The sequence below is a fragment of the Streptomyces sp. NPDC001220 genome (genome assembly GCF_053597895.1).
In genome coordinates, this window is the sequence record NZ_JBSFJE010000026.1 from 87,375 (window position 1) to 109,212 (window position 21,838).

Sequence of the window (21,838 nt, forward strand, 5' to 3'; positions counted from 1 at the left end):
CCCTCGCCTCAGGGAGCGGCGACGAACGGCGGTTCTCCCCAGTCGGCGGTCAGGGCCTGCCGCAGCGCCTCGACGGCCGGCCGGCCGATCCGCTCGGCGAGCACCGACTCGATGATCCCTATGGTGGCCTGTGCCCGCTCATGGACACGCTGCCCGTCGTCCGTCGTACGGATCAGCACCCGGCGCGCGGACCCGGGGTCGGGGATCTGCTTCAGCAGTCCCATGCCGATCAGGCTGTGGACGGCCTGATGTGCCGTCTGGCGGGTGACGCCGATCCGGCGCGCCAACTCGGAGACGGTCGTGCCCTCCTCGTCCAGCATGGCGAAGACGGAGGCCTGGGCGGTGGTCACCGGCTGTTCTCCGGCCGCCTCCATGCTCGCGAAGAGCGCGTCCTCGAACCAGCGCCTGGCTTCGGAGAACAGCTGCGGGACGTTGGCTGACCGATGACTCATGGCTCCTCGAATGGTCGGCGACGAGTCGGATTATCCACTCCGTCTCCCACCCGGCGCGCACACCGGTCGCCCGCACGGGAAGGGGCCCGGACGGTCAGCAGACGCAGCGTGCGGCGAAGTCGAGGGTCGTGGTGAAGCACCGTTCCACTTCTTCCTCCGCGACACCCAGCCACAGATGGGCGGCGCCGGGCACCGGCAGGTGGTCCGCGCGGGCGCCCGCGTCCCGCAGCGCGGTGACGAGGCGCTCGCTCTGGGCGTAGGGCACGAGCGCGTCCTCGGTGCCGTGCAGGACGAGGAAGGGCGGCGCCTGCGACGACACGTACCGGACCGGGCTGGCCTCCCGGGCACGTGCCGGTACGTCGGTGGGCGCGCCTCCGATCAGCTGTGCTTCGGGGGTGCCCGGGTCGGCCGGGTCGAAAGCGCCCGGGGGCTGGTCCTCGGCCAGGCGGGTCAGGTCGGTCGGGGCGTACCAGGTGGCGCAGCCGCGTACGACGAGCCCCTCGACCCGGTCACCTGCCGTGAGGGCGGCGAGGGCCGCGAGGTGTCCGCCGGCCGACTCGCCCCACAGGACGGTGCGGGTCGTGTCCACGCCGAGGTCGGCGGACCTGGTGTGGAGCCAGGTCAGCGCGGTGTGGAGGTCGTGGAGCTGACCGGGATGGGTGACCTCGCCGCTCAGGCGGTAGTCGGGCGATGCGACGGCGAACCCGGCGCGCACCAGGCGGGCGAAGGGGCTGGGGGCCCAGCCGCGGAAGCGGGGACCGAGGTCGTCGCGCAGCCCCGTGCGCCAGGCGCCGCCGTGCACGAAGACGACGACCGGCACCGGCTCGGACACCTCGGCCGGCAGCCACAGGTCCATCTCCAGTGGCCGGCTGCCTTCGGGCATGTCGTACACCGCGGCGCGCAGCAGCCTTGCTCCGGCGTTCGTGAGTGCGGCCGGGGGAAGGGGCAGGGTCGCCGGGTCGTACGGCGGCATCCCGCCGGCGGGGAAGGGCGTTTTCGCCGAGAGCACTGGGGGTCTCCTATCCGGGCCGGTGGGCGAGGCGGGGCAGCAACGTCCGGGCGTTGGCGGTGGTGAGGGACGGCCAGGTGGTGCCGGCCACCGGGGCGGGCTCGGTGCGGAAGGACTCGGCATGGGCCTGGGCCGCGGGTGCCGGAGTCCAGCAGTAGTCGCTGCCGTAGAGGAGTCGTCCGGGTTCGACCAGGCCGAGCAGGGCGGGGAGCTGGCGGGGGAAGGCGGGACCGGCCAGGTCGTAGTGGAGCTGCCGCAGCTGGGTGACGGCGTCCGGTGTGTCCGGCCCGGCTCCCATGAACAGCTTCATGAACCCGTCGACGCGATCGGCCAGTACGGGCAGCGCGCCGCCGCAGTGCGGCACGATCACCTCCAGTTCCGGGTGTCGTGCCAGCGTCCCGGCGCACAGCAGGTCCGTCACCGTGCGGGCGGTGTCGAAGATGAACTCCACCATGGGGCGGGGGCGGCCGAGTGCGGACCGCTCCCAGCACACCGGTGAGGTGGGGTGCAGGAAGACCACCGCCCGGCGGCGCGCGAGTTCGGCGAAGACGGGTTCCAGGCGTTCGTCCCCGAGGTACACGCCGTGGCTGTTCGTCTCCAGGACGACGCCGTCCGCGCCGAGCTCGTCGAAGGCGTGGGCGATCTCCGTCAGGCTGCCCTCGACGTCGGGCAGGGGCAGCGAGGCGAACAGGCCGAAGCGGTCCGGGTGGGCGTGCACGACGCGGGCGCCGTCCTCGTTGACCTCCCGGGCGAGGGCGCGGGCGGCCTCGGCGTCGCCGAAGTACACCCCCGGTGAGGACACGGACAGCACGGCGGTGTCGATGCCGCTGCGATCCATGAGCTCCAGGTGCGCCTCGGCCGACCAGGCCGGCCAGGCGGGCATCCCGTCGGGCAGCTCGTGGCCGGCCGCGCGGGCCTGGCGGACGTAGGAGTCCGTGACGAAGTGCGCGTGGACGTCGATGAGTCCGGCGCGGTCAGTCTGTGTGTTCATGAGCGGGGTCCTCGTGGGATGGGGAGCAGGCAGGTGTGGATCGGTGGGTCGTACCGGTACCGTCCAGCCGGGAGCGGACCGCTGACGCCGTGCGCTCCCCGGCGACGATGCCGACCAGGCCGGTGAGCCCCAGCAGGGGCGGGGCGGGCGAGCGGATGTCCATGGCCCAGTAGACGGCTCCGATGAGCAGCCCGGCGGCGAAGGAGAGCGCGGCGGCTCGCAGGAAGGCGACCGGCTTGGCCGAAGCGGTTTTCACAGTGCCGCCAGCAGCGCCTGGCCGGCCAGCATGCCGAGGAGTCCGAAGAGGGCGATGGGCGGCGGTGCGGGGGACTTCACCCGCAGCACGGAGTACACCGCTCCCACCAGCACGCCCGCCAGGAGAGCCTTGACGTAGGGCACGGCGGTCAGTTCCCGGTACGCCATTCGTGCCCGGGCAGGAAGCGTACGTCGTACTCCTCGGGCACGGTGGCGAACTTGGTCGGCTCGGGGATGAACGGCCGTGCGGGCAGGGTGATTTCGTCGGTGGGGGTGCCCATGGTTTCGAAGAACCGCTCGAAGTTCCCGCTGCCGGGTCCGGCGGCCACCCCGACGATCTGGGAGTGGTGGCGTTCCATGCGGTAGGAGTGCGGGCAGTTCTTCGGTACGAACCCGAAGTCGCCGGGGGTGAGCAGCTTCTCGTACTGCTCGCCCTCCTGGTCCTCCACGAACAGCCGTACCGCCCCGTGGGTGATGTAGAAGACCTCGTAGGTGTCGGCGTGGGTGTGCGCCGGGATGATGTCGCCCTGGGGGCCCTCGCAGGTGAAGAAGTTGAACGTGTTCTCGGTCTGTTCGCCGCCTGCGTAGACGGTGAACAGGTCGCCGAACAGGTGCGCCCGGTCCCCCATCCCCTTCTCGATGAAGTAGGGCTTGCCGGGGTCCGGCGCGATGTACGAGCGCGAGCGGTACCTGGTGGCGTACTCGATGGTCATGACGGACCTCCGGTCTCTCTCTGTTCTCTCTGTCGCAGACTATGTCAGGTTACCTGACATCAAGGAAATGGGAAGGCCTCCGCCCGGGAATCCGCGGACGCGCCGGCCCTGCGGACCCCACCGCCTCGATGAACGCGCGACCGGTCCGCATGACCGGTCCGCATGAGACGGGCCAGGCGGGTTACTCGTGGGTCGTGCTGAGAACCGGAATGATCGCGATGGTCGTGGGCGCCGCCATCGCTGTGGCCGCTGTGGCCGTGCTGGTGTCGCCCTGGTGGTGGATCGCGGCGGCGCCGCTGGCCGTACTCGGTGCGATCGGTGTGTGGGATCTGACCCAGCGGCGGCACTCGGTGCTGCGCAACTATCCGGTGATCGGGCACGCCCGCTTCCTGCTGGAGAGCATTCGTCCCGAGTTGCAGCAGTACTTCGTCGAGCGGAACTTCGACGGGCGGCCCTTCGACCGGGACGTCCGCAGCATCGTCTACGAACGGGCCAAGGGCACCGCCGCGGAAGAGCCGTTCGGCACCGAGCGCGACGTGTACCAGGCGGGTTACGAGTACCTGGTTCCCTCGATGGCTCCGTGCCCGGTGCCCGAGCACCCGCCGCGGGTACGGATCGGCGGCCCGGACTGCACCCGGCCGTACGACATGGCCCTGCTGAACGTCTCCGCGATGAGCTTCGGCTCGCTCTCCGCCAATGCCGTCCTGGCGCTCAACCAGGGGGCCGCGGCGGGCGGTTTCGCGCACGACACCGGTGAGGGCGGGCTGTCGGAGTACCACCTGCGTCCGGGTGGTGACCTGGTCTGGGAGATCGGGACCGGCTACTTCGGCTGCCGGACCCGGGACGGGGACTTCGACGCCGGGGAGTTCGCCGAGAAGGCGTCGGGCGAGAGCGTCAGGTGTGTGTCCCTGAAGCTGTCCCAGGGTGCCAAACCCGGCATCGGCGGTGTACTGCCCGGGGCCAAGGTGAACGCGGAGATCGCCCGGGTGCGGGACGTCCCCGAAGGACAGACGGTCATTTCCCCGCCGTACCACCGGGTGTTCTCCACGCCTCGTGAACTCATCCGTTTCATCGCGCGGATGCGGGAACTGTCCGGCGGCAAGCCGACCGGTTTCAAGCTGTGCCCCGGTTCACGACGCCAGTTCCTCGCCGTGTGCAAGGCGATGATCGAGGAAGGCACGGCACCCGACTTCATCATCGTCGACGGCGGGGAGGGCGGCACAGGTGCCGCACCGCTCGAATTCGCCGACCACATCGGCACACCACTGACCGAGGGCCTGATGACCGTGCACAACGCCCTGGTCGGCGCGGGCCTGCGGGACCAGATCCGGATCGGCGCCAGCGGCAAGATCGCCACCGGGACGGACCTCGTCAAACGCCTGATCCAGGGCGCCGACTACGGCAACGCGGCGCGCGCCATGATGTTCGCGGTCGGCTGCATCCAGGCCCAGCGCTGCCACACCAACACCTGTCCCGTCGGCGTCACCACCCAGGATCCGCGGCGCGCCCGCGCGCTCGACGTCGGCGACAAGGCCGCGCGGGTGCGCCGCCTCCAGGAGGCCACCGTCGGCAGCGCACTGCAGATCATGGCCTCCATGGGCGTCACCGACCCGGCACAGCTCCACCCGCACATGCTGCGGCGCCGCGTCGACGCGCAGACCGTGCGCTCGTACGACGTGTTGTACGAGTGGCTGTCCCCCGGACAACTACTGGTCGAGCCGCCCGCCGACTGGGCGGCCGACTGGAAGGCCGCCGATCCCGATCACTTCACCATCTGACCAGCCATCACTTCACTGTCCGACCTGGAGGAATCCGTGGCACGAACCGTCGCCCGCGTCATCGTGGACGCCTTGAGCGAACTCGGCGTCCGCCAGGTGTTCGGCGTCGTGGGAGACGCGCTCAACCCCCTCACCGACGCCATCCGCGCCACGGACGACGTGGAGTGGGTGGGCTGCCGTCACGAGGAGGCGGCCGCCTTCGCCGCGAGCGCCCAGTCCCAGCTCACCGACCGTCTGGGCGTGTGCATGGGCACTGTCGGCCCCGGTTCCGTGCACCTCCTCAACGGCCTCTACGACGCGGCCAAGAGCCGTACGCCCGTACTGGCCATCGCCGGCCAGGTCCCCCTGTCCGAGCTGGGCAGCGACGCCTTCCAGGAGGTCGACAACGACCTGCTCTTCCGTGACGTCGCGGTCTTCCGCGCCACCGTCACCGACCCCGACCAACTGCCGCAACTCCTCGAGACGGCGGTGCGCAACGCCCTGGGCCACAAGGGCGTCGCGGTCCTCACCGTGCCGGGCGACATCGGCGACCGGGAACTGCAAGCCGACCGTCCGGCCCGCTTCTCCCTCACCACACCCACCACCCGCCCCGAGGCGTCCGCCGTACGCCGGGCCGCCGATCTCCTCGACCACGCGGAGCGGATAACCCTGCTGGTCGGGCAGGGCGCCCGCGCCGCCCGCGAGGACGTCCTCGCGCTGGCGGACCGCCTCGCGGCACCGATGGTGCTGACGTTGAAGGCCAAGGAGGGCTTCGAGGGCGACAATCCCTTCCAGGTCGGCCAGACCGGTCTGATCGGCAACCCCGCGGCGGCCGGGGCCATGCAGTCCGCGGACACCCTGCTCCTGCTGGGCACCGACTTCCCCTACCGCGACTGGTATCCCGAGGGGCGCACGGTCATCCAGGTCGACACCGAACCGGAGCACATCGGACGCCGCGTCCCGGTGGACCTCGGCCTCGTCGGCGATGCGGGTGCCACTGTGCGGGACCTGCTCGACCACCTGACCGCCGGACCGGACCGGGCGGGTGACGCACGCGACCGCGGGCACCTGGAACAGGCACGGAAACGCTTCCTGAGCTGGCGCGAGGGCCAGGCACGTCTCGCCGACCCCGCGCACGACGACGGTCTGGTCGGCAAGGTCCGCTCCGCGCTGGACAACCGCGAGCACGACATCCGCCCGGAGGCCCTGGCCGCCGCCGTGGACCGCAGCGCCGACGACGACGCGATCTTCACCTCCGACACCGGAATGGCCACCGTCTGGCTCTCACGATTCGTCGAGATGCGCGGGACACGTCGGCTTCTGGGCTCCTACAACCTGGGCTCCATGGCCAACGCCATGCCGCAGGCACTCGGCGCTCAGTACCTGGACCGCGACCGCCAGGTCGTCGCCTTCTGCGGCGACGGCGGCCTCAGCATGCTCCTCGGCGACCTCATCACCCTCAAGTCCTGCCAGCTGCCGGTCAAACTCGTCGTCTTCGACAACCGCCGCCTCGGCATGGTCAAGCTGGAACAGGAACAAGCCGGACTCCCCGAGTTCGGGACGGTCCTGGACAACCCCGACTTCGCCGCCGTCGCCACCGCCATCGGCATCACCGGCATCCGCGTCACCGACCCCGCCGACCTCGACGACGCCGTACACCGCGCCTTCGCCACCCCCGGCCCCGTCCTCCTCGACGTACTCACCAACCCGGACGAGATCGCCGTCCCCGCCAAACCCACCGTCGAACAGGGCTGGGGCTTCGCCGTCGCCAAGGTGAGGGAACTGCTGCGCAGCAGCGGCGACGAAACCCGCCACTGACGATATGCACCGTTGCACGCGGCTTGCCTTCGGGACGAGATCCGCGTTGGCAGATGAAGTTGTACGGCCATACGCGGGAGCGGTGAGATCGTCGGCCGGGTTCTGTCATCACCTGAGATGAAGAGAGGGAGAGCGGGCGGTACCGTCGGGTGGAGCGAGCCGACTGCGCTAGGAGATGATCCCCTGCGTGGCTGACGAGGCAGATACAGATGCGGACGACGCTTGCGCATGGGCTGAGCGACTGGGTTGGGCGTTCGGGCTCATCGCGGAGGATCCGGCTGCGAGAGGTGCAGCGCTCGTCCATCTGGCCGAGGCTCAAAGGAAGGTCACGGACGCGCTTGACCGGTCCAACGAGATGTGGCTGCTGACGCGGCCCCTGGGCCCGGACGAGCAGTACCGGGAGCCGGCCTTTCGACAGGCACTCCAGAGGCGTTGGCAAGCCCAGAGGCGTTCGCTGCCTGACGGCCTGTGGAATGGCCCTGTGGGTGGGGATCTGGCGACGTGGCCGGGGCTGCCCTATGCGTTGCTCTTCCTGGAGTGGGAGGCGAGGTACCCGCTGGAGTGGACGCGGCATGCGAAGGCGTGGGGTACGAAGGAGACCCTGATCCGTCAGGTGGCCCGTGCTCCCCAGGAGGAGGCGATCAAAGCGAAGCTCACCGACCTGGTCGAACTCGTCGTCCACCGGGCGTATCGCTGCAAGGATCGCGAATACGTGCGGGTGGCGCGGGCTGTCGACAGCGCTGACCTACGGGGCAGGCTCGATCGGGCAGCCGATTCGGACAGTCCGTGGGCCCGGTGCCACGCCGGGTATGTGCTCTGGCTCCTTGACCGCCCTGACATGCCGAACACCCGTCGTGTCTGGCAGACCTGGGTGGCAGGCGAGGCTGCGTCGTTGCTGTGACCGGGGGCGAATACAGGGAAGGTTCACGTGATCATGGCTTCTCCTCCCTGTCGGCGCGCTGCTCCGCTCTGACCCCCAAGATCAGCCGCCGAGTGCGGCAACGATGGTGATCACCGCACCCACTCCCTTGCCGATCTCCGCCCATGCGGGCGCAGGCGCTGAGGGATCAGCAGGGGCGGCATTGCTGGACGAGCTTGCCTGATTTTGAAGCGCCGGGTCCGCAGGGGCATCACCATCGGAACCAGTGGCACGACCAGGCTCGCCGCCGTCCGGCACCCGAAAGTTGCCGGCCTGGGACGGCCCTCGACGCGCACCCCGGCAGTCTGCGGAGTAGATCATCCGGCGGAGTTGTCTCGGGGGTGGATCAAGCGTCGAGACAACTTATTGAGCGTTGGAGTGTCCCGTCCCGCAGAAGGTGAGGCCGTGTGAGTGCCCAACCTGGTGTGCCTCAGTTCCAGCGAGACAGGAACGAGTCGGTTGTCTCGCTCAACCCGAGTCGGTCCGGGCCGGGTTGACAGCGATCAGCAGTACGGCGAACACGATGGGGGCAGCTGTCTGGTATCCGATCCACACCTCTCCCCCGGCGCTGCCGCCTTGCCATGCCATCAGGGCGCCGACCAGGGCCGTCAGCACCCAGCCGCTGTCGTAGGCGATCATGAGCCGGGTGTAGGTGCGCATCGATCGTCTGCGCGTATACCTGATCTCGATGCCACCGCCGATCAACAGGGCCACGCCAGAGGCAACCATCAGCCAGGCGGGTGTGCCGAGCAGGCGGCCGAGCGGGGCGGCGGCGATGTAGGCAACGGCAAGCAACACCTTGAAGACGCCGTCGGCGATGACCCCCGCCGTCCGGCGGGTCACTAACGGTGCGACGACCTGGGCCATGATCGTTCCCTTCCTGAAGCTCGTCCGGGCTGGTTCCGTAACGAGATTACGGGAATAATCTGACTATGAGAATGACGAGGGCGGAGGCCAGGGAACGCAACCGCCGCGCATTGCTGGACGCCGCGTTCCAGGTCGTTTCCCGCGACGGATACCGGGCCAAGCTCGAAGAGATCGCTGAACGCGCCGACCTGACCACAGGCGCCATCTACTCACTGTTCGGGAGCAAGGACGGCCTGGTGGTCGCCCTGGTCGCCGACTACCTGCGGCCGTACTACGAAGACGTCGAGCGCGCGGTTCCGGCCGCACTGGATCTGCTCGGAGCAGTCGACGCCTTCGCCCGGTACTACAGGCGTAGTTGTGACGCTCCCGACGCGCTGGCCGGCCTGTCGCTCCAGATCACCTTGCTGGACATGGCTCTGCACGACCCGGACCTGGGGTCCCAACTCGCCACGTCCGTCCGATCGCAGGAGACCCACCTGATCGCGCTCTTCACCGGAAGGTCGCACGACGGAGGCGTCGTGACGTCGCACCAGGCGCAGCGTCTGACCACCGCCCTCAGGGCCCTGTTCGTCGGTCTCAGCCAGGGCGTCCTCCTCGGCCTCGCTCCCGGTGCCGACGAGCAGTTCTTCGCCGACACCGCCCGCGCTCTGGCATCCGACATGTCCCTCATCGATCACGACACGGATCCTTCGTGATGGCCGGTCAAGGGGGCTGGATTTCCACGTCATCGGTCAGATCAGCGACAACTTCCGGCTGACCGGCACCAGATGAACGCCGTCGAACGCGCCGCTGTCACCGATGGCCAGGACCTGTTCGCATGCTGCGGCGACGCCGGCGTCACGGTCGCGCTCCACGTCTGCGACCATTGGGGCTGTGCGCCATCGAGTTCCCAGGAGACGTCCGGCTGGGCGAATTGCAGTGACGGTACGTGCACGGTGTCGCCCCAGACGAGGAGCCGGCCGGCGCTGCTGCTGACCTCGTAGACGGTGCGCCCGGGGGTGTGCCCGGGCGTCGGGACGGCCATCACCCAGTAGCTTGGCTGTGGTGGTCGCCGCGGCGGAGGCAGCAGGTCCTGCGCCGACGACGGCCAGAAGCCGCGGCGCGAACGGCTTCTCAGGGCCCGTTCTTCGGCCGCCTACTGACGGTGTTGCGAGATCGGCGACGGATGCCTGCTGGCGGGACTCGCCGTCCACGGTGGAGGAGACCACGAGCCGTGCGGGATCGCCGACTTCGTCGGCGGTGACCGCTCAGGATTCACAGGTGTTCCCAGGCGTCGATGACGTCGAGAACGGTGCGGTTGTTGAGCACCCTGCTCAGATCGCGTACGTGTCCTTCGTCGTCGTTGTGGCCAAGCGCGGCGTGCTAGACGGCGGTGAACGTCACGGGTTTCATCAGCCGGGTTCCTTCCCCGGGCCGTGGTCGAGCAGGGCGGCGGGCGATCTCTTGCTGCGGCCGCTCGGGTGCGGTCACTTCGCGGGCTGTGGGCGCCAGGTGCCGTCGAGCGGGACGCCGGCGGCGGCGGCGATGCGGTCGCGGGACGCGATCAGCCGGGTCTTGAGCGTGGGCAGGTCGACGTCCAGCAGGGTTCCGTCTCGTTTGACCACGCGGCCGGCGACGAGCACGGTGTCGACCAGTCCGGGGTGCCCGGCGGAGACGATGGTGCCGGCCGGGTCGGTGACCGGGAAAACGGTGATGTCGTCGGTGCGCAGCAGGATGATGTCGGCGTCCTTGCCGGGGGTGAGGCTGCCGGTGCGGGCGTCGAGTCCGCACGAGGCGGCGGCGTCGATGGTGGTGAATGTGAGCAGGTCGCGGGAGTTCAGGCCGCCGTCCAGGCCGCGCTGCACCGCGAAGGCGGTACGCATGGTGGAGAACATGTCTCCGCCGACCGAGGGGACGTCGTCGACGGACAGCGTCGGGCGCAGACCGGCGGCGCGTGCACGGCCGGTCAGCGGGTTGCCGAAGCCCATCTTCAGCTCGACGTCCGGGCTGATGGAGAGCCAGCTGCCCGCGTCGGCGAGCATGCGCAGTTCTTCGTCGCTGATGCCGTTGCCGTGCACGAACGTGGTGGTGTCCCGCAGCAGGCCGTGCTCGTGCAGGTCGGCGATGGGGCGCTGGGTGCCGTCCGAGCCGGTGTGCAGGCTGGTGCGCAGGCCGAGTTCAGCGGCCAGCTTCAGCTCCCGGGCGAGGGCGTCCATCCCGGTGTCTTCCGGTCCGCGCAGTCCCCAGACCAGGCTGACCAGTTGGTCTTCGGCCAGGTCGGTGTGGACGCGGCGGATTGCGTCGTCCACGGAGCCAGCGGATCCCCAGCCTGCGCCCAGGCAGAAGAGGGACCGGGCCGGTACGTCGCGCAGTGCGGCGATGGCGGCGTTCTCGTGCTCCGGGCCCTGGGCGACGTGGTACCAGTCCAGCATCGTGGTCACGCCGGAGTGCAGGGCCTCAAGGCGGCCGAGCAGGGTGCCCAGGTACACGTCTTCGGGCTTGTAGTGCGGCTTGACGGTGCCGTGCATGGCCACCGCCCACTCGGGGAACGTCCAGTCCGCGCCGGCGCCGCGGAACGCGGTCTGCCAGCCGTGGCGGTGGTTGTCGACGAAGCCGGGCATGACGATCCGGTCCGAGGCGTCGATCACTTCGGCGTCCGGCGCATCGATCCGCTCGGCCACATGGGTGATCTTCCCGTTCTCGATGAGCACGTCGCCGTGCGCAAGGTCGCCGATGGCCGGGTCCATGCTGACGACGGCGCCGCCAGAGAGCAGGGTCTTCATGAGAGGGGTCCTTTGCTTCGGTGGTTCACGTTCACCCGCGGGCAGGCGGGCTGAGGCCGGGTGCAGGGACGCTCAGTGGTGGAGCGTGTCGGCTGCGGCGAGGGCGTCGGCGACCAGGTCGGCGGTGTCCTCGGTGCCGGCCGCCAGTCGCACCAGGCCCGCCGGGACGGCGTCGGTGATCTGGTCGTCGCTGAGCATTCCGGCCCACATGGAGGCCGGGTGCACGGCGAGGGACTCGACACCGCCCAGGCTGGCCGAGCGGCGCGGATAGCGCAGGTGGGACAGGAAGGCGTCGGCCATCTCGTATCCGCCGGTGAATTCGACGCTCAGCACTCCGCCGAATCCGTTCATCTGGTCGACGGCCAGCTTGTGCTGCGGGTGGGTCGCCAGGCCGGGGTAGTGCACGCGTGCCACTGCCGGGTGGCTGTTCAGTGCCTCGGCGAGGGCGAGGCCGTTGTCGTTGTGCCGCGGCACGCGCAGCGGCAGGGTGCGTATGCCGCGCAGCAGCAGCCAGGCGTCGATGGGGCCGAGGGTGGCGCCGGTGAGCAGGCTGGTGTCCCAGATCCGGTCCAGGATCTTCGCCGGCCCGGCCAGCACGCCGGCGGAGACGTCGGAGTGGCCGTTGAGGTATTTCGTCGCGCTGTGCCAGACCACGTCGATGCCGAAGTCCGCGGGGCGCTGGTTCAGCGGGGTGGCGAAGGTGTTGTCCGCCAGGGTCAGCACACTGTGGGCATGGGCCAGGTCGGCGGCGGCGCGCAGATCGGTGATCTGCAGCAGCGGGTTACTCGGTGTCTCGACCAGGATCAGCCGGGTCTTGGGAGTGAGGGCCCTCTCGAACTCCTCGGGGCTCGTCTGGTCGACCAGTGTGGTGGACACGCCCAGGCGTGGCAGCAGATTGAGCAGGACCGATGCGGTGCCGCCGTAGGTGGACTTCTGCCCGATGACATGGTCACCGGCGGACACCAGGGCGAGTACAGCGGTGGTGATCGCGGCCATGCCGGACGCGGTGACCATCGCGGCCTCGGTGCCCTCCAGTTCCGCGACGACGGCCGCGACCTGTTCGTGGTTGGGGTTGCCGAAGCGGGTGTAGAAGTCGGCGCCTCGTGGCTCGACGGCGCCGGCGGCGAATGTGGCCGCGTCCTCGGCCGAGAACGCCGCCGTCTGGTAGATGGGCGGCGCAACGGCGCGGCTGGAGTGGATCTCACGGTCGGTGTGAACGGTGACGGTGCTCTTGCCCGGCATGGCTGCCCTTCCGGAATTCGACGCAATGTCCGTATCCAGCATGGCCGCCGACAAAGCCGAGGTGACCCGATTGTCAGCAATCTTGGCAAGATCTTGCGCTCAGACGCGGCATTCATTTGTGCTGCATGAGTCTCTCAAGCAATATTCTGCTGTCATGGATGAAGTGGACCGGTCGATCCTGGCCGTGCTCGAACGGGACGGCCGTATCAGCAACAACGAGCTCGCCGCTCGCGTCGGACTGACACCCTCACCGTGCCTGCGGCGCGTACGGCAGCTGGAGGAGGCCGGGGTCATCCGCGGCTACCGGGCGCTGATCGACCCGGCGGCGGTCGGCCGCGGGCTGCGCGTCTTCGCAGGGGTGCGCCTGATGCGGCACACCCGCGCAGCCGTGGTCGCCTTCGAACAGCAGGTGATGGAGCTGCCGGAGGTGATCGCCTGCCACCACATCACCGGCAACTTCGACTACCTGCTGCAGGTGGAAGTCGCCGACCTGCCCGCCTACGAGGATTTCCACGCCAACCAGCTGGCTGCCCTGCCCGGCGTTGGCACGGTCAACAGCTTCGTCATCATGAAGACACTCGACACCCCATGACAACCAGCTGACCGCGGCCCGGGCGGCCCACGGTGACGGTCGTCCCATGACCGGAGCCGGCGGGTGCCGCGCGGGCGCGGGCAGCGGGAACGTCACGCGGTGACGGAGCCGCGGATGCACACCGTCGTGGCACCGCTGACCCAGACGGTGCCGTCCGGATCGGCGGTGATCTCGATGCTGGCGGCCCGACCCAGCCGGGTGCCCTGGGAGACCCGGTAGGTGGAGGGTGCGCCGCCGACGGCGGTGAGCCACTGCCCGACACCGGCATTCATGCTGCCGCAGGCCGGGTCCTCGGGAACGCCTGCCCCTGGGGCGAAGGTGCGCATCTCGAAGTGGTGCGAGGATCCCTCGGGGTGGGCCCCGATCGCGCCGACCATCGCGGTCGGGATGAGAGACAGGTCGGGCTCCAGGGCGAGGACCTCCTGGGCGGTGGCCAGCTGGACCACCGCCCAGCCAGGCCCGTTGTCCACCCACTGGTGGGCGAGCACCCGCTCCCGGGTGATGCCGAACGCGGCGACGATCTGGTCCAGACAGGCGTCGTCCAGGGCGCCTTCGCGCACCCTGGGCGGGGCCGCGAAGGACAGTGAGCCGTCCCCGCGACGCACGGTGACCAGGCCCGCGGCGCACTCCTGCACGATCCGGTCGGCGTGCCGTGGCGTGCCGCCGTCCTCCAGCCAGGCCCGAGCAGATCCCAGGGTGGGATGCCCCGCGAACGGCAGCTCGCCCCCAGGCGTGTAGATCCGCAGCCGGTAGTCCGCCTCCGCGGCAGTGGGGGGCAGCACGAACGTGGTCTCGGACAGGTTCGTCCAGCGCGCCAGACGCTGCATCTCCTCATCCGCCAGGTCCGTGCCGTCCAGCACGACCGCGACCGGATTGCCACCGTAGGGCTGTGCGGAGAACACATCGACCTGCATGAACGAACGGGCTCGCGGCATGGTCATCGAACCTTTCGCATGGTGCCAGCGGATTCGGTGTCCATCCGAGCTGGCGCCAGCGGGCTGGTACAGGGCCACTCGCACCGCAGTGGACTGAATACTGGCCCGGTATGGGATGTAGGCGATCACTGTCCACCGGCCGACGTCCCCGTACCGCCTGGTAGGCGGTGGCCTGCTCCGCGTCGTCGGCACCGACATGTCCTTCTCGACGGGCGACGCCCTGTGTGTCGGCTGCGGCGTGACGCCCAAGAAGCGGCGGGAGGCACGGAAGTTGTGCGAGATGAAGAGCTTGCCGTGGTCGCAGACGACCGTCTCCGGAATGATCACCGGTCCTGCCGCCGCGTGCTCCAGCCGCTCGTCCGGACCCTGCCGGCAGCGGGGGTGACGGTAGCGCGACAACCACCGCACGTTCGCCAGCAGCACCGCCTCCGGCGTGCCCACCCGCTCGAAGTCCCACCCGGCCTCGGCGCGGGCCTGGCGTGTCACTTTCGTCAGGTGTGAGCGGGTCGGCGAGGCGGAACGGTCAGGCGATCCCGGTGCCGCGCAGCAGCAGCAACGCCACGTCCACCACCGCCACGGCAACGGCTGCCGCGAACGCCGCCCGTTGCCGGCGGCGTCCCAGCACCGTCCCTGTCACCGCGACCAGGATGGCCGCCGCGAGCGCGGCCACTCCCCATCTTCCGGGTCCTCCCGCGGGCCCCAGCGCCAGAACAGCGGTCGCGGTCACCAGCGGAACCGGCAGGAGCAGCCGCGCGCCGTCCGGGCCCAGCCGGTGCGGCCACCCCCGTACGCCCGTCGCCAGATCCCCGCGGATATCCGGCAGCACATCGCCCAGATGGGCTCCGACCCCCAGTAGCGCCCCGGCGGTGACGACCCACCAGGCCGGCCACGGCTGTCCTGGGAGCCCCATCGCCACGAACGCCGGGAGCGCGGCGAAACCCAGCGCGTACGGCGCCCAGGACCATGCGGTCGCCTTGAGCCGCAGGTCGTACGCCCATGCCGCCGCCACCCCGGCCAGGTGGACGGCGCCCGCCCACAGGCCGCAGGCGAGCGAAAGCGGCACGCACAGCGCCAGCGCGGCATACGCGGCCACCCACACCTCCGCCACACCGACCGCGCCGTCGACGACGGGTTTGCCATGGCGGCCGGAGGCGATGTCCCGGCGTGCGTCGAACGCGTCGTTGCACCAGCCGACGGACAACTGCCCGCTCAGTACTGCCGCCGCGGTCAGGACACAACGCGCGGCGCCCTGGCCGGCGGTCACGGCCAGCGCCGTCATCAAGCCCGTGACGGCCACCACAGGCCCGGGATGGCACGCCCCGGCCAGGCCACCCACCCGGCCGGCCCAACCCGCGGCCGCGCCGCCGGTCGTCGACTGCTCAGGAGTACCCACCCGGCCGATCGTAGGCGCCCCGGCCCCGCCCATCTGGAGCACGCGCCCCGGGACGAACGGCCGGACGGGCGATCCGTGGTGTCGGAGCCCCGGTCCGGGGAAGACGTGCAGAGCAACTCACCCCAGTCGATAGCCGGACGGGAACCATATGACGCGGATCGCCGCCGTTCACGGGGCCCTCGCACCGCACCGTCGCACCCAGTCCGAGATCACCGACATGGTGGCCCGCATCTGTCTCCCCGAAGGCACCGACCGCCGGGTCCTGGACCGGCTGCACCGCAGCACGAAGGTCCGCTCGCGCCATATGACGCTGCCGCTGGAACGGTATGGGGAACTGGACGGATTCGGGGCCGCCAACAACGTCTTCATCGCCGCCGCCACCGACCTGGGCGCCAAGGCCGTCCGGGAAGCGCTGCACACAGCCGGTCTGTCCGCCGCCGACGTGGACCTGCTGATCTTCACCTCCGTCACCGGTATCGCCGTCCCCTCGATCGACGCGCGCCTGGTCGGCCGCCTCGGACTGCGGCCGGACGTCAAACGGCTGCCCCTGTTCGGTCTGGGCTGCGCCGGCGGCGCTGCCGGACTGGCCCGTATGCACGACTACCTGCTGGGCCGGCCCGACCACGTGGCGGTGCTGCTGTCCGTCGAGCTGTGCTCGCTCACCTTCCAGCGCGGCGACGCCTCCATGGCCAACCTGGTCGCCACCGGGCTGTTCGGGGACGGCGCCGCGGCCGTCGTCGCGTGCGGCGCGAACCGGCCGGCCCGGCCGGACGAGACCGCAGGCCCGACGATCGTGGACACCCGCGGCCACCTGTATCCGGACACCGGGCGCGTCATGGGCTGGGACATCAAGGACTCCGGCTTCCAGGTCGTCCTCGACCCGCGGGTCCCCGACGTGGTACGGCGCTACCTCGCCGATGACGTCGAGGGGTTCCTCGGCGACCACGGCCTGAAGCCGAAGGACGTGACCGCCTGGGTGTGCCACCCCGGCGGCCCCAAGGTCCTGCAGGCCGTCACCGAGGCCCTCGACCTGCCCGAGGAGGCCCTCGACGTGACCTGGCGTCACCTGGCCGACGTGGGCAACCTGTCCTCGTCGTCGGTGCTCCACGTACTGCGCGACACCCTGGCCGAACGCCGCCCGCCGCCGGGCACTCCGGGTGTGCTGCTGGCGATGGGGCCCGGCTTCGCCAGCGAACTCGTCCTGCTGCGCTGGTAGTCGAACCCTCGAAGGACACGGGACACATGATCTGGTACGGACTGCTGGTGGCCGCCGTCGCCGCCGAGCGCGTCGCCGAACTCGTCGTCGCCCGCCGCAACGAGCGATGGAGCACCGCCCGTGGCGGGACCGTGTCCGGCCAGGGCCACTACCCGGCCATGGTCGCCCTCCACACCGCCCTGCTGATCGCCTGCCCGGCCGAGGTGTGGCTGGCCGGCCGCCCCTTCGTGCCCGCCCTGGCCTGGCCGATGCTGGCCGCGCTGGTGGCCGCCCAGTCACTTCGCTGGTGGTGCATCGCAACCCTGGGACCCCGTTGGAACACCCGGGTGATCGTGGTACCCGGCCTGCCACTGGTGACGAGCGGCCCCTACCGGTGGCGGTGGCTGCGGCACCCGAACTACGTGGCCGTCGTCGCTGAGGGCGTGGCCCTGCCACTCGTCCATACCGCCTGGGTCACCGCAGTCGTGTTCACGGCACTCAACGCTGCCCTGCTCACTGTGCGCATCCGATGCGAGAACCGGGCGCTCGCCGCCGCCACGACCGCGACCGCTCCGGCGTGATCGACGTGCTGGTGGCCGGTGGCGGACCCGCCGGTCTGGCCGCCGCCATCCACGCCGCGCTCGTCGGCCTGGAGGCCGTCGTCGTCGAACCCCGGACCTCGCCCGTCGACAAGGCCTGCGGCGAGGGCGTCATGCCGGGCGGTGTCGCCGCGCTGCGGGCACTGGGCGTCGAGGTCACCGGCCGCGAACTGCGCGGCATCCGTTACGTGGACGGCGCATCCCGCGCCGAAGCGTCCTTCCGCGGCCGCGGTGGGCTGGGGATCCGCCGTACCACGCTGCACTCCGCACTGCACCAGCGCGCCCTCGGCCTCGGCGTACGGATGCTGCCGGGCAAGGTCGGCGAGGTGCACCAGAACGCGGACACGGTCACCGCCGCCGGAATCACGGCCCGTTGGCTGATCGCCGCCGACGGCCTGCACTCCCCGGTGCGCCGCAGCCTGGGACTGGACCTGCCGGGCCGCCCCCACGGCCGCTACGGACTGCGCCGGCACTACCGCGTCGAGCCATGGTCGGATTTCGTGGAGGTCCACTGGGCCCGGCACGGCGAGGCCTACGTGACACCGGTCGGCGACGACCTGGTGGGCGTCGCCGTCCTCAGCCGCAGCCGTCGCGGCTACGACGATCACCTGGCCGACTTCCCGGTCCTCACCGCGTCGCTGCGCGGGCCGGCCGCGACGGAGGTACGCGGCGCCGGGCCACTGCTCCAGCGGGTACGGCGCAGAGTGGCCGGACGTGTCCTGCTCGTCGGCGACGCCGCAGGCTACCTGGACGCCCTCACCGGCGAGGGCATCGCCCTCGCACTGGCGACGGCCGGGGCCGCCGTCCGCTGCCTGGCCGCCGGGCGACCCGACCCGTACGAGCGCGCCTGGGTACGGCTGACCCGGCGTCACCGGTTACTGACCGGGGCCCTGCTGGCCGCGAGCCGCCGTCCCAGCACCGCCCGCCTCATCGTCCCCGCAGCGTCCCGGATGCCCCCGGTGTTCTCAGCCGCGGTCCACGCACTGCAGTAGTGGCCCGACCCTCACCCCGAGGGGAACGAAGCCAACCGTACGCGCTCCCGCGCCGGCGGAGGTCGGGACCGGCATGTGGGAGCTGCACCTCGGCAGGTGCAGGGTGCTCGTCGACTTGGCGCTGGCGGAGCCGGAGGGGGTGAAGGCGGTCCCAACCCTCAGCCCTTGCCGAAGTGCGCCGTGGGGAAGGCGCCCGCTGCTCTGAGGGTCGGGAAGCCGGACGGCGAAGACACGCGACCGGGCGACCCGTCCCCAACTGCACCGCTCGGAGAGCCGCTGGTGCGCTTTGCCTGCGCTCCCACCGGCCGGATTCGCGGGACCGGATCACGGCGGCCACCTGCGTCGGCGGACCGTGGCCGGCGCAGGTCCGCCGCCTTCGCGCTGGGACTTGTGCCAGCGCAGCCGTTCCCGGCGAAGACGGCGTCGTGACAGGTTTCTCCTGATCCGCTTGCCGCACGCGGTGCCTGCGACCAGGATCAGCAGCGACGCGAGAAGTGTGGCCATGACCGCCTGAGCCGTGCATGCCATGGGCAGATCAGCCCAGGACAAGCCGTAGGCGATCACTGCCGAACACGTCGACCCCACGCTCAGCACCAGCACGAACCGGCCCGTCGGATCAGGAACCGACTGCCCCTTGGCGGCCCACTGCTTGAGGCCTTCAGCGAACCAGAAGCCCACCAACACCACTGCTTCGAGCGCTGACAGCAACACGGCCAGGCCAAGGTCCGCAAGCAACTCCATGTTCGCCATGTTCGGGCAGGCGGACCGTCGCCCGCCTGAGTACGGCTACTCAGAGCCGAAGGCCTGCGGACCGAGGCAGTCCAGCACGCGGGCCACGGTCGCCGAGGGAGGCTTGGATTGGTCAGACCTTGCGGAGAGGACCGAGGGAGACGGCTCCCCCCCCCCGATCTCGCCGTCGCGGAGAAGGCTCAGTCGAGACAGAACTCGTTGCCCTCGATGTCCTGCATCACGATGCACGACTCGTTGTCGTCATCGGCGAGCAGCGTTCGTACGTGTACCGCACCGAGCGCGACCAGCCGTGCGCACTCTGCCTCCAGTGTGGTGAGGCGCTCTTCACCCACGAGTCCGGTGCCGGCCCGCACGTCGAGATGCACCCGATTCTTGACGGTCTTCCCTTCGGGAACGCGCTGGAAGAGCAGGCGCGGGCCCGTGCCCGAGGGATCACTGCATGCGAAGTAGGTGACCTGCTCCTCAGGCGGCAGCGAGCGATGGTAGTCCTCCCAAGTGGCGAAGCCCTTCGGGATCGGCGGTACGACGTACCCCAACACCTCACACCAGAAGCCGGCAAGGCGCGCAGGTTCCGCGCAGTCGAAGGTGACTTGGAACTGCTTGATCGATGACATCGGCGCACCATAACAGGGGTGAATCTGTTGCTCATCTCCCGGCCCAGATCGGCATGTTGTCGGGCCCTGGATCTTGCCGAGGCAGCATCGGGAAGTTCTTCGTCGATGAGGCCGGTCATCGTCCGATGGGTCGAAGGTGGCGCGGTCCGTGCTTCGGTTGCCGATCCGTTGGCTACCTCATGGGTATCTGCGCTGAGGACGACGGGACCATACCCGCCTGATCCGGTGAGGTGCGGACGCTGATCGAAGCCGGTGTTGGTTCCGCAGCAGACGGGTGCGTCGCCGTCCCCGCCCGCACGGCCTGAGCTCCTTCGGGCTTACACGGACGCAGGAAAGCCGAACCGCTTGACGAGCCCCGGATCCCCGAACGCGTTGATTCTCGCGATGCCTGTCGACGTCACGGTGAGCACGAGGATGCCGTAGGCCCGGCCATTGAGGTAACCGACCGCCGCTGGCTGGCCGTTCGCGTTGGTCGGCAGCATCCGCCAGGTGCCCGGCGAACCCATGACCTGCTCGACAAGGTAGGGCACACACGTGGCACGGCCGGAGAACCAGGTGCGCCATGGCGTCGCCTCGACCCTGGCATCGGTACGGAGCAGTTTTTCAAGGGCTGCGCCATCGGCCTCCTCGATGGCCTCGATGTAGTGAGCGAGTACGGTACTCAGCTTGCCCGGCTCGGCTGTCTGCTCGACGTCAGGCGGCTCCTGTGCCAGGCGCGCACGCGCACGCTGCAGTGTGCTCTTGACCGCTGCCGTGCTGGTGCCCATCACCTGTGCGACGTCCGACGCCGGCCACGCCAGTACGTCCCGCAGGACGAACACCGCCCGCTGACGGCCCGGCAGCTTCTGGAGCGTGGCGATCAGCGCGATTCTCAGGCTGTCGCGCGCCGCCGTGATCACCGCGGGATCAAGCATGGAATCGGGAATGGGCTGGACCCAATTCGCTTCCGCGGCCTTCGGCGGAATCACGGAGTCCTCGGCGGGTGCGCCCAGGCCGGAGGGCAAAAACCGCCTGCTGCGGTGGGACAACGCGGAGAGGCATGTGTTCGTGGCGATCTGGTAGAGCCAGCTGCGCACCGACGACCTGCCCTGGAACGACTCATACGAGCGCCAGGCACGCAGGTAGGTCTCCTGGACCATGTCCTCGGCGTCGTCCACCGATCCGAGCATGCGGTAGCAGTGCGCCAGCAGCTCGCGCCGGTAGGCTTCCGTGTCCGCTGCGAAATCTCCCATTATGGTCAGATCTGCGGGGCGTAGGTGAGCGTGACCACGCCCGTCGCACTCGGTGTGGCGGACACGAACTGCATGGAGCGCGGCAGCGCACTGTCGAAGAGCCGGGCTCCCTCACCGACGACCAGTGGATGAACGCCGAGGTTCAGCTCGTCGATCAGGTTGTGCTGCAGCAGGGTTCGCATCAGCGCGAAGCTGCCGTACATGACGATGTTGCCACCGGGCTCCTGCTTGAGCTTCGCAACCGTCTGTGCCGCTTCACCGGTAAGGGCGGTCGCGTTCCAGGGCAACGGGCCGCGCAGCGTCCTGGTCACGACGAGCTTGGGGATGGCGTTCATCGCCTCGGCATACTGCCCGGTATTGCCTGACCAGGCCTTCTCGATGATCTCGTAGGTCGCCCGCCCCAGCAGGAAGGTGTCGCTCGCCAAGAGAGCGTCGGTGGCATGCCGGCGTGAGGCGTCGTCGAAGTAGTCAAGTGCCCAGCCGCCACGTTCGATCTCACTGAATCCGCCCGGGTCCTGGGCCACGCCGTCAAGCGTGACGAATGCTCCCGCAACGAGCTTCCGCATGATGGTCTCCGTTTTCCGTTCTCAGGGTCGGACGTTCCGGCCCTCGGATATGAGGACTCGAGTCGGCTCCGAAAGGAATCGGTCCGCGTGTCAGACCGCGTTTGAGATCTGGTTCGGTGGCCTCTCAGAGGGTGCTCTAGGCTCGGCCAGGTGATCTTCGACAAGTTCCCCATCGTCGGCGGCTT

Annotated in this window: 24 protein-coding genes; 8 read left to right on the forward strand and 16 right to left on the reverse strand. The window is 69.9% G+C overall.

Going from position 1 to position 21,838, the window contains the following annotated elements:
• Positions 1-8: 8 nt before the first annotated feature.
• From ACWDGI_RS40825 to ACWDGI_RS40850, 6 genes are all read right to left on the reverse strand, one after another.
• A complete protein-coding gene (locus ACWDGI_RS40825; RefSeq protein ID WP_450768096.1) occupies positions 9-452 on the reverse strand; it encodes a MarR family winged helix-turn-helix transcriptional regulator in 444 nt (147 codons plus the stop codon).
• Positions 453-546: 94 nt separating this feature from the next.
• A complete protein-coding gene (locus ACWDGI_RS40830) occupies positions 547-1,461 on the reverse strand; it encodes an alpha/beta hydrolase fold domain-containing protein (protein ID WP_450768097.1) in 915 nt (304 codons plus the stop codon).
• 10 nt (positions 1,462-1,471) lie between these two features.
• Entirely contained in the window at positions 1,472-2,452 is a 981-nt protein-coding gene (locus ACWDGI_RS40835) for an amidohydrolase family protein (RefSeq protein WP_450768098.1), read from the reverse strand.
• Complete coding sequence (locus tag ACWDGI_RS40840; RefSeq protein WP_450768099.1) at positions 2,436-2,708, reverse strand: DUF1427 family protein; 273 nt, start codon at positions 2,706-2,708, stop codon at positions 2,436-2,438. Before ACWDGI_RS40840 ends, ACWDGI_RS40835 begins: the two co-directional genes overlap by 17 nt.
• Complete coding sequence (locus ACWDGI_RS40845; protein ID WP_450768100.1) at positions 2,705-2,875, reverse strand: DUF1427 family protein; 171 nt, start codon at positions 2,873-2,875, stop codon at positions 2,705-2,707. Before ACWDGI_RS40845 ends, ACWDGI_RS40840 begins: the two co-directional genes overlap by 4 nt.
• Positions 2,857-3,420, reverse strand: a complete 564-nt coding sequence (locus ACWDGI_RS40850; RefSeq protein WP_450768101.1) for a quercetin 2,3-dioxygenase — start codon at positions 3,418-3,420, stop codon at positions 2,857-2,859. The genes ACWDGI_RS40845 and ACWDGI_RS40850 overlap by 19 nt, the downstream gene beginning before the upstream one ends.
• 209 nt (positions 3,421-3,629) lie before the next feature.
• On the opposite strand from ACWDGI_RS40850, the gene ACWDGI_RS40855 reads away from it, so the two are divergent.
• The 3 genes from ACWDGI_RS40855 to ACWDGI_RS40865 all read left to right on the forward strand — a co-directional run bounded on the left by ACWDGI_RS40855 (position 3,630) and on the right by ACWDGI_RS40865 (position 7,896).
• Positions 3,630-5,198, forward strand: coding sequence for an FMN-binding glutamate synthase family protein (locus ACWDGI_RS40855; RefSeq protein WP_450768121.1), 1,569 nt, complete (start codon positions 3,630-3,632; stop codon positions 5,196-5,198).
• Positions 5,199-5,234: 36 nt separating this feature from the next.
• Positions 5,235-6,995 carry a thiamine pyrophosphate-dependent enzyme gene (locus ACWDGI_RS40860; RefSeq protein ID WP_450768102.1) on the forward strand — a complete coding sequence of 587 codons (1,761 nt, stop codon included), beginning with the start codon at positions 5,235-5,237 and terminating at the stop codon, positions 6,993-6,995.
• A gap of 187 nt (positions 6,996-7,182) precedes the next feature.
• Positions 7,183-7,896: a hypothetical protein gene (locus ACWDGI_RS40865; protein ID WP_450768103.1), complete on the forward strand. Its 714-nt coding sequence runs from the start codon at positions 7,183-7,185 to the stop codon at positions 7,894-7,896.
• Positions 7,897-8,382: 486 nt separating this feature from the next.
• Here the strand turns inward: ACWDGI_RS40865 and ACWDGI_RS40870 are convergent, their stop codons facing one another.
• The gene (locus ACWDGI_RS40870; RefSeq protein WP_450768104.1) at positions 8,383-8,781 is read right to left on the reverse strand and encodes a hypothetical protein; all 399 of its coding nucleotides are present in this window, start codon (positions 8,779-8,781) and stop codon (positions 8,383-8,385) included.
• Between the two features lie 71 nt (positions 8,782-8,852).
• On the opposite strand from ACWDGI_RS40870, the gene ACWDGI_RS40875 reads away from it, so the two are divergent.
• Positions 8,853-9,476, forward strand: a complete 624-nt coding sequence (locus ACWDGI_RS40875) for a TetR/AcrR family transcriptional regulator (protein WP_450768122.1) — start codon at positions 8,853-8,855, stop codon at positions 9,474-9,476.
• Positions 9,477-9,512: 36 nt separating this feature from the next.
• Here the strand turns inward: ACWDGI_RS40875 and ACWDGI_RS40880 are convergent, their stop codons facing one another.
• The 3 genes from ACWDGI_RS40880 to ACWDGI_RS40890 form a co-directional block, all read right to left on the reverse strand.
• Positions 9,513-9,635 (reverse strand): hypothetical protein, encoded by a 123-nt coding sequence (locus ACWDGI_RS40880; protein ID WP_450768105.1) that lies wholly within the window; start codon positions 9,633-9,635, stop codon positions 9,513-9,515.
• A 612-nt stretch (positions 9,636-10,247) separates the two neighbouring features.
• Entirely contained in the window at positions 10,248-11,543 is a 1,296-nt protein-coding gene (locus ACWDGI_RS40885; RefSeq protein WP_450768106.1) for an amidohydrolase family protein, read from the reverse strand.
• Between the two features lie 72 nt (positions 11,544-11,615).
• Entirely contained in the window at positions 11,616-12,785 is a 1,170-nt protein-coding gene (locus tag ACWDGI_RS40890; RefSeq protein WP_450768107.1) for a trans-sulfuration enzyme family protein, read from the reverse strand.
• 154 nt (positions 12,786-12,939) lie between these two features.
• On the opposite strand from ACWDGI_RS40890, the gene ACWDGI_RS40895 reads away from it, so the two are divergent.
• The gene (locus tag ACWDGI_RS40895) at positions 12,940-13,377 is read left to right on the forward strand and encodes an Lrp/AsnC family transcriptional regulator (RefSeq protein ID WP_450768108.1); all 438 of its coding nucleotides are present in this window, start codon (positions 12,940-12,942) and stop codon (positions 13,375-13,377) included.
• Between the two features lie 92 nt (positions 13,378-13,469).
• On the opposite strand, the gene ACWDGI_RS40900 is transcribed toward ACWDGI_RS40895, so the two are convergent.
• Both ACWDGI_RS40900 and ACWDGI_RS40905 read right to left on the reverse strand, forming a co-directional pair.
• Entirely contained in the window at positions 13,470-14,312 is an 843-nt protein-coding gene (locus tag ACWDGI_RS40900) for a PhzF family phenazine biosynthesis protein (protein ID WP_450768109.1), read from the reverse strand.
• A 523-nt stretch (positions 14,313-14,835) separates the two neighbouring features.
• Entirely contained in the window at positions 14,836-15,705 is an 870-nt protein-coding gene (locus ACWDGI_RS40905; RefSeq protein ID WP_450768110.1) for a UbiA family prenyltransferase, read from the reverse strand.
• A gap of 148 nt (positions 15,706-15,853) precedes the next feature.
• Here ACWDGI_RS40905 and ACWDGI_RS40910 point away from each other — a divergent pair, with 148 nt between their 5' ends.
• From ACWDGI_RS40910 to ACWDGI_RS40920, 3 genes are read left to right on the forward strand one after another with little or no spacing between them, the layout of a single operon-like run.
• Positions 15,854-16,921: a type III polyketide synthase gene (locus ACWDGI_RS40910; protein WP_450768111.1), complete on the forward strand. Its 1,068-nt coding sequence runs from the start codon at positions 15,854-15,856 to the stop codon at positions 16,919-16,921.
• Between the two features lie 26 nt (positions 16,922-16,947).
• Positions 16,948-17,481 carry an isoprenylcysteine carboxyl methyltransferase family protein gene (locus ACWDGI_RS40915; RefSeq protein WP_450768112.1) on the forward strand — a complete coding sequence of 178 codons (534 nt, stop codon included), beginning with the start codon at positions 16,948-16,950 and terminating at the stop codon, positions 17,479-17,481.
• Positions 17,478-18,491: an NAD(P)/FAD-dependent oxidoreductase gene (locus ACWDGI_RS40920; protein ID WP_450768123.1), complete on the forward strand. Its 1,014-nt coding sequence runs from the start codon at positions 17,478-17,480 to the stop codon at positions 18,489-18,491. Before ACWDGI_RS40915 ends, ACWDGI_RS40920 begins: the two co-directional genes overlap by 4 nt.
• Before the next feature lie 324 nt (positions 18,492-18,815).
• Here ACWDGI_RS40920 and ACWDGI_RS40925 read toward each other — a convergent pair whose 3' ends face one another.
• From ACWDGI_RS40925 to ACWDGI_RS40940, 4 genes are all read right to left on the reverse strand, one after another.
• A complete protein-coding gene (locus ACWDGI_RS40925; RefSeq protein WP_450768113.1) occupies positions 18,816-19,232 on the reverse strand; it encodes a hypothetical protein in 417 nt (138 codons plus the stop codon).
• Positions 19,233-19,420: 188 nt separating this feature from the next.
• A complete protein-coding gene (locus ACWDGI_RS40930) occupies positions 19,421-19,855 on the reverse strand; it encodes a VOC family protein (protein ID WP_450768114.1) in 435 nt (144 codons plus the stop codon).
• Between the two features lie 317 nt (positions 19,856-20,172).
• Positions 20,173-21,087 carry an RNA polymerase subunit sigma-70 gene (locus ACWDGI_RS40935; RefSeq protein WP_450768115.1) on the reverse strand — a complete coding sequence of 305 codons (915 nt, stop codon included), beginning with the start codon at positions 21,085-21,087 and terminating at the stop codon, positions 20,173-20,175.
• A 5-nt stretch (positions 21,088-21,092) separates the two neighbouring features.
• Positions 21,093-21,653: a dihydrofolate reductase family protein gene (locus tag ACWDGI_RS40940; RefSeq protein WP_450768116.1), complete on the reverse strand. Its 561-nt coding sequence runs from the start codon at positions 21,651-21,653 to the stop codon at positions 21,093-21,095.
• Positions 21,654-21,838 lie beyond the last annotated feature (185 nt).

Bases quoted from the DNA above. Each gene is read 5' to 3' on its own strand.
- ACWDGI_RS40825 (WP_450768096.1), bottom strand. From the start codon at position 452: ATGAGTCATCGGTCAGCCAACGTCCCGCAGCTGTTCTCCGAAGCCAGG.
- ACWDGI_RS40835 (WP_450768098.1), bottom strand. From the start codon at position 2,452: ATGAACACACAGACTGACCGCGCCGGACTCATCGACGTCCACGCGCAC.
- ACWDGI_RS40845 (WP_450768100.1), bottom strand. From the start codon at position 2,875: ATGGCGTACCGGGAACTGACCGCCGTGCCCTACGTCAAGGCTCTCCTG.
- ACWDGI_RS40850 (WP_450768101.1), bottom strand. From the start codon at position 3,420: ATGACCATCGAGTACGCCACCAGGTACCGCTCGCGCTCGTACATCGCG.
- ACWDGI_RS40855 (WP_450768121.1), top strand. From the start codon at position 3,630: ATGATCGCGATGGTCGTGGGCGCCGCCATCGCTGTGGCCGCTGTGGCC.
- ACWDGI_RS40870 (WP_450768104.1), bottom strand. From the start codon at position 8,781: ATGGCCCAGGTCGTCGCACCGTTAGTGACCCGCCGGACGGCGGGGGTC.
- ACWDGI_RS40875 (WP_450768122.1), top strand. From the start codon at position 8,853: ATGACGAGGGCGGAGGCCAGGGAACGCAACCGCCGCGCATTGCTGGAC.
- ACWDGI_RS40885 (WP_450768106.1), bottom strand. From the start codon at position 11,543: ATGAAGACCCTGCTCTCTGGCGGCGCCGTCGTCAGCATGGACCCGGCC.
- ACWDGI_RS40890 (WP_450768107.1), bottom strand. From the start codon at position 12,785: ATGCCGGGCAAGAGCACCGTCACCGTTCACACCGACCGTGAGATCCAC.
- ACWDGI_RS40895 (WP_450768108.1), top strand. From the start codon at position 12,940: ATGGATGAAGTGGACCGGTCGATCCTGGCCGTGCTCGAACGGGACGGC.
- ACWDGI_RS40900 (WP_450768109.1), bottom strand. From the start codon at position 14,312: ATGCCGCGAGCCCGTTCGTTCATGCAGGTCGATGTGTTCTCCGCACAG.
- ACWDGI_RS40910 (WP_450768111.1), top strand. From the start codon at position 15,854: ATGACGCGGATCGCCGCCGTTCACGGGGCCCTCGCACCGCACCGTCGC.
- ACWDGI_RS40915 (WP_450768112.1), top strand. From the start codon at position 16,948: ATGATCTGGTACGGACTGCTGGTGGCCGCCGTCGCCGCCGAGCGCGTC.
- ACWDGI_RS40925 (WP_450768113.1), bottom strand. From the start codon at position 19,232: ATGGAGTTGCTTGCGGACCTTGGCCTGGCCGTGTTGCTGTCAGCGCTC.
- ACWDGI_RS40930 (WP_450768114.1), bottom strand. From the start codon at position 19,855: ATGTCATCGATCAAGCAGTTCCAAGTCACCTTCGACTGCGCGGAACCT.
- ACWDGI_RS40935 (WP_450768115.1), bottom strand. From the start codon at position 21,087: ATGGGAGATTTCGCAGCGGACACGGAAGCCTACCGGCGCGAGCTGCTG.
- ACWDGI_RS40940 (WP_450768116.1), bottom strand. From the start codon at position 21,653: ATGCGGAAGCTCGTTGCGGGAGCATTCGTCACGCTTGACGGCGTGGCC.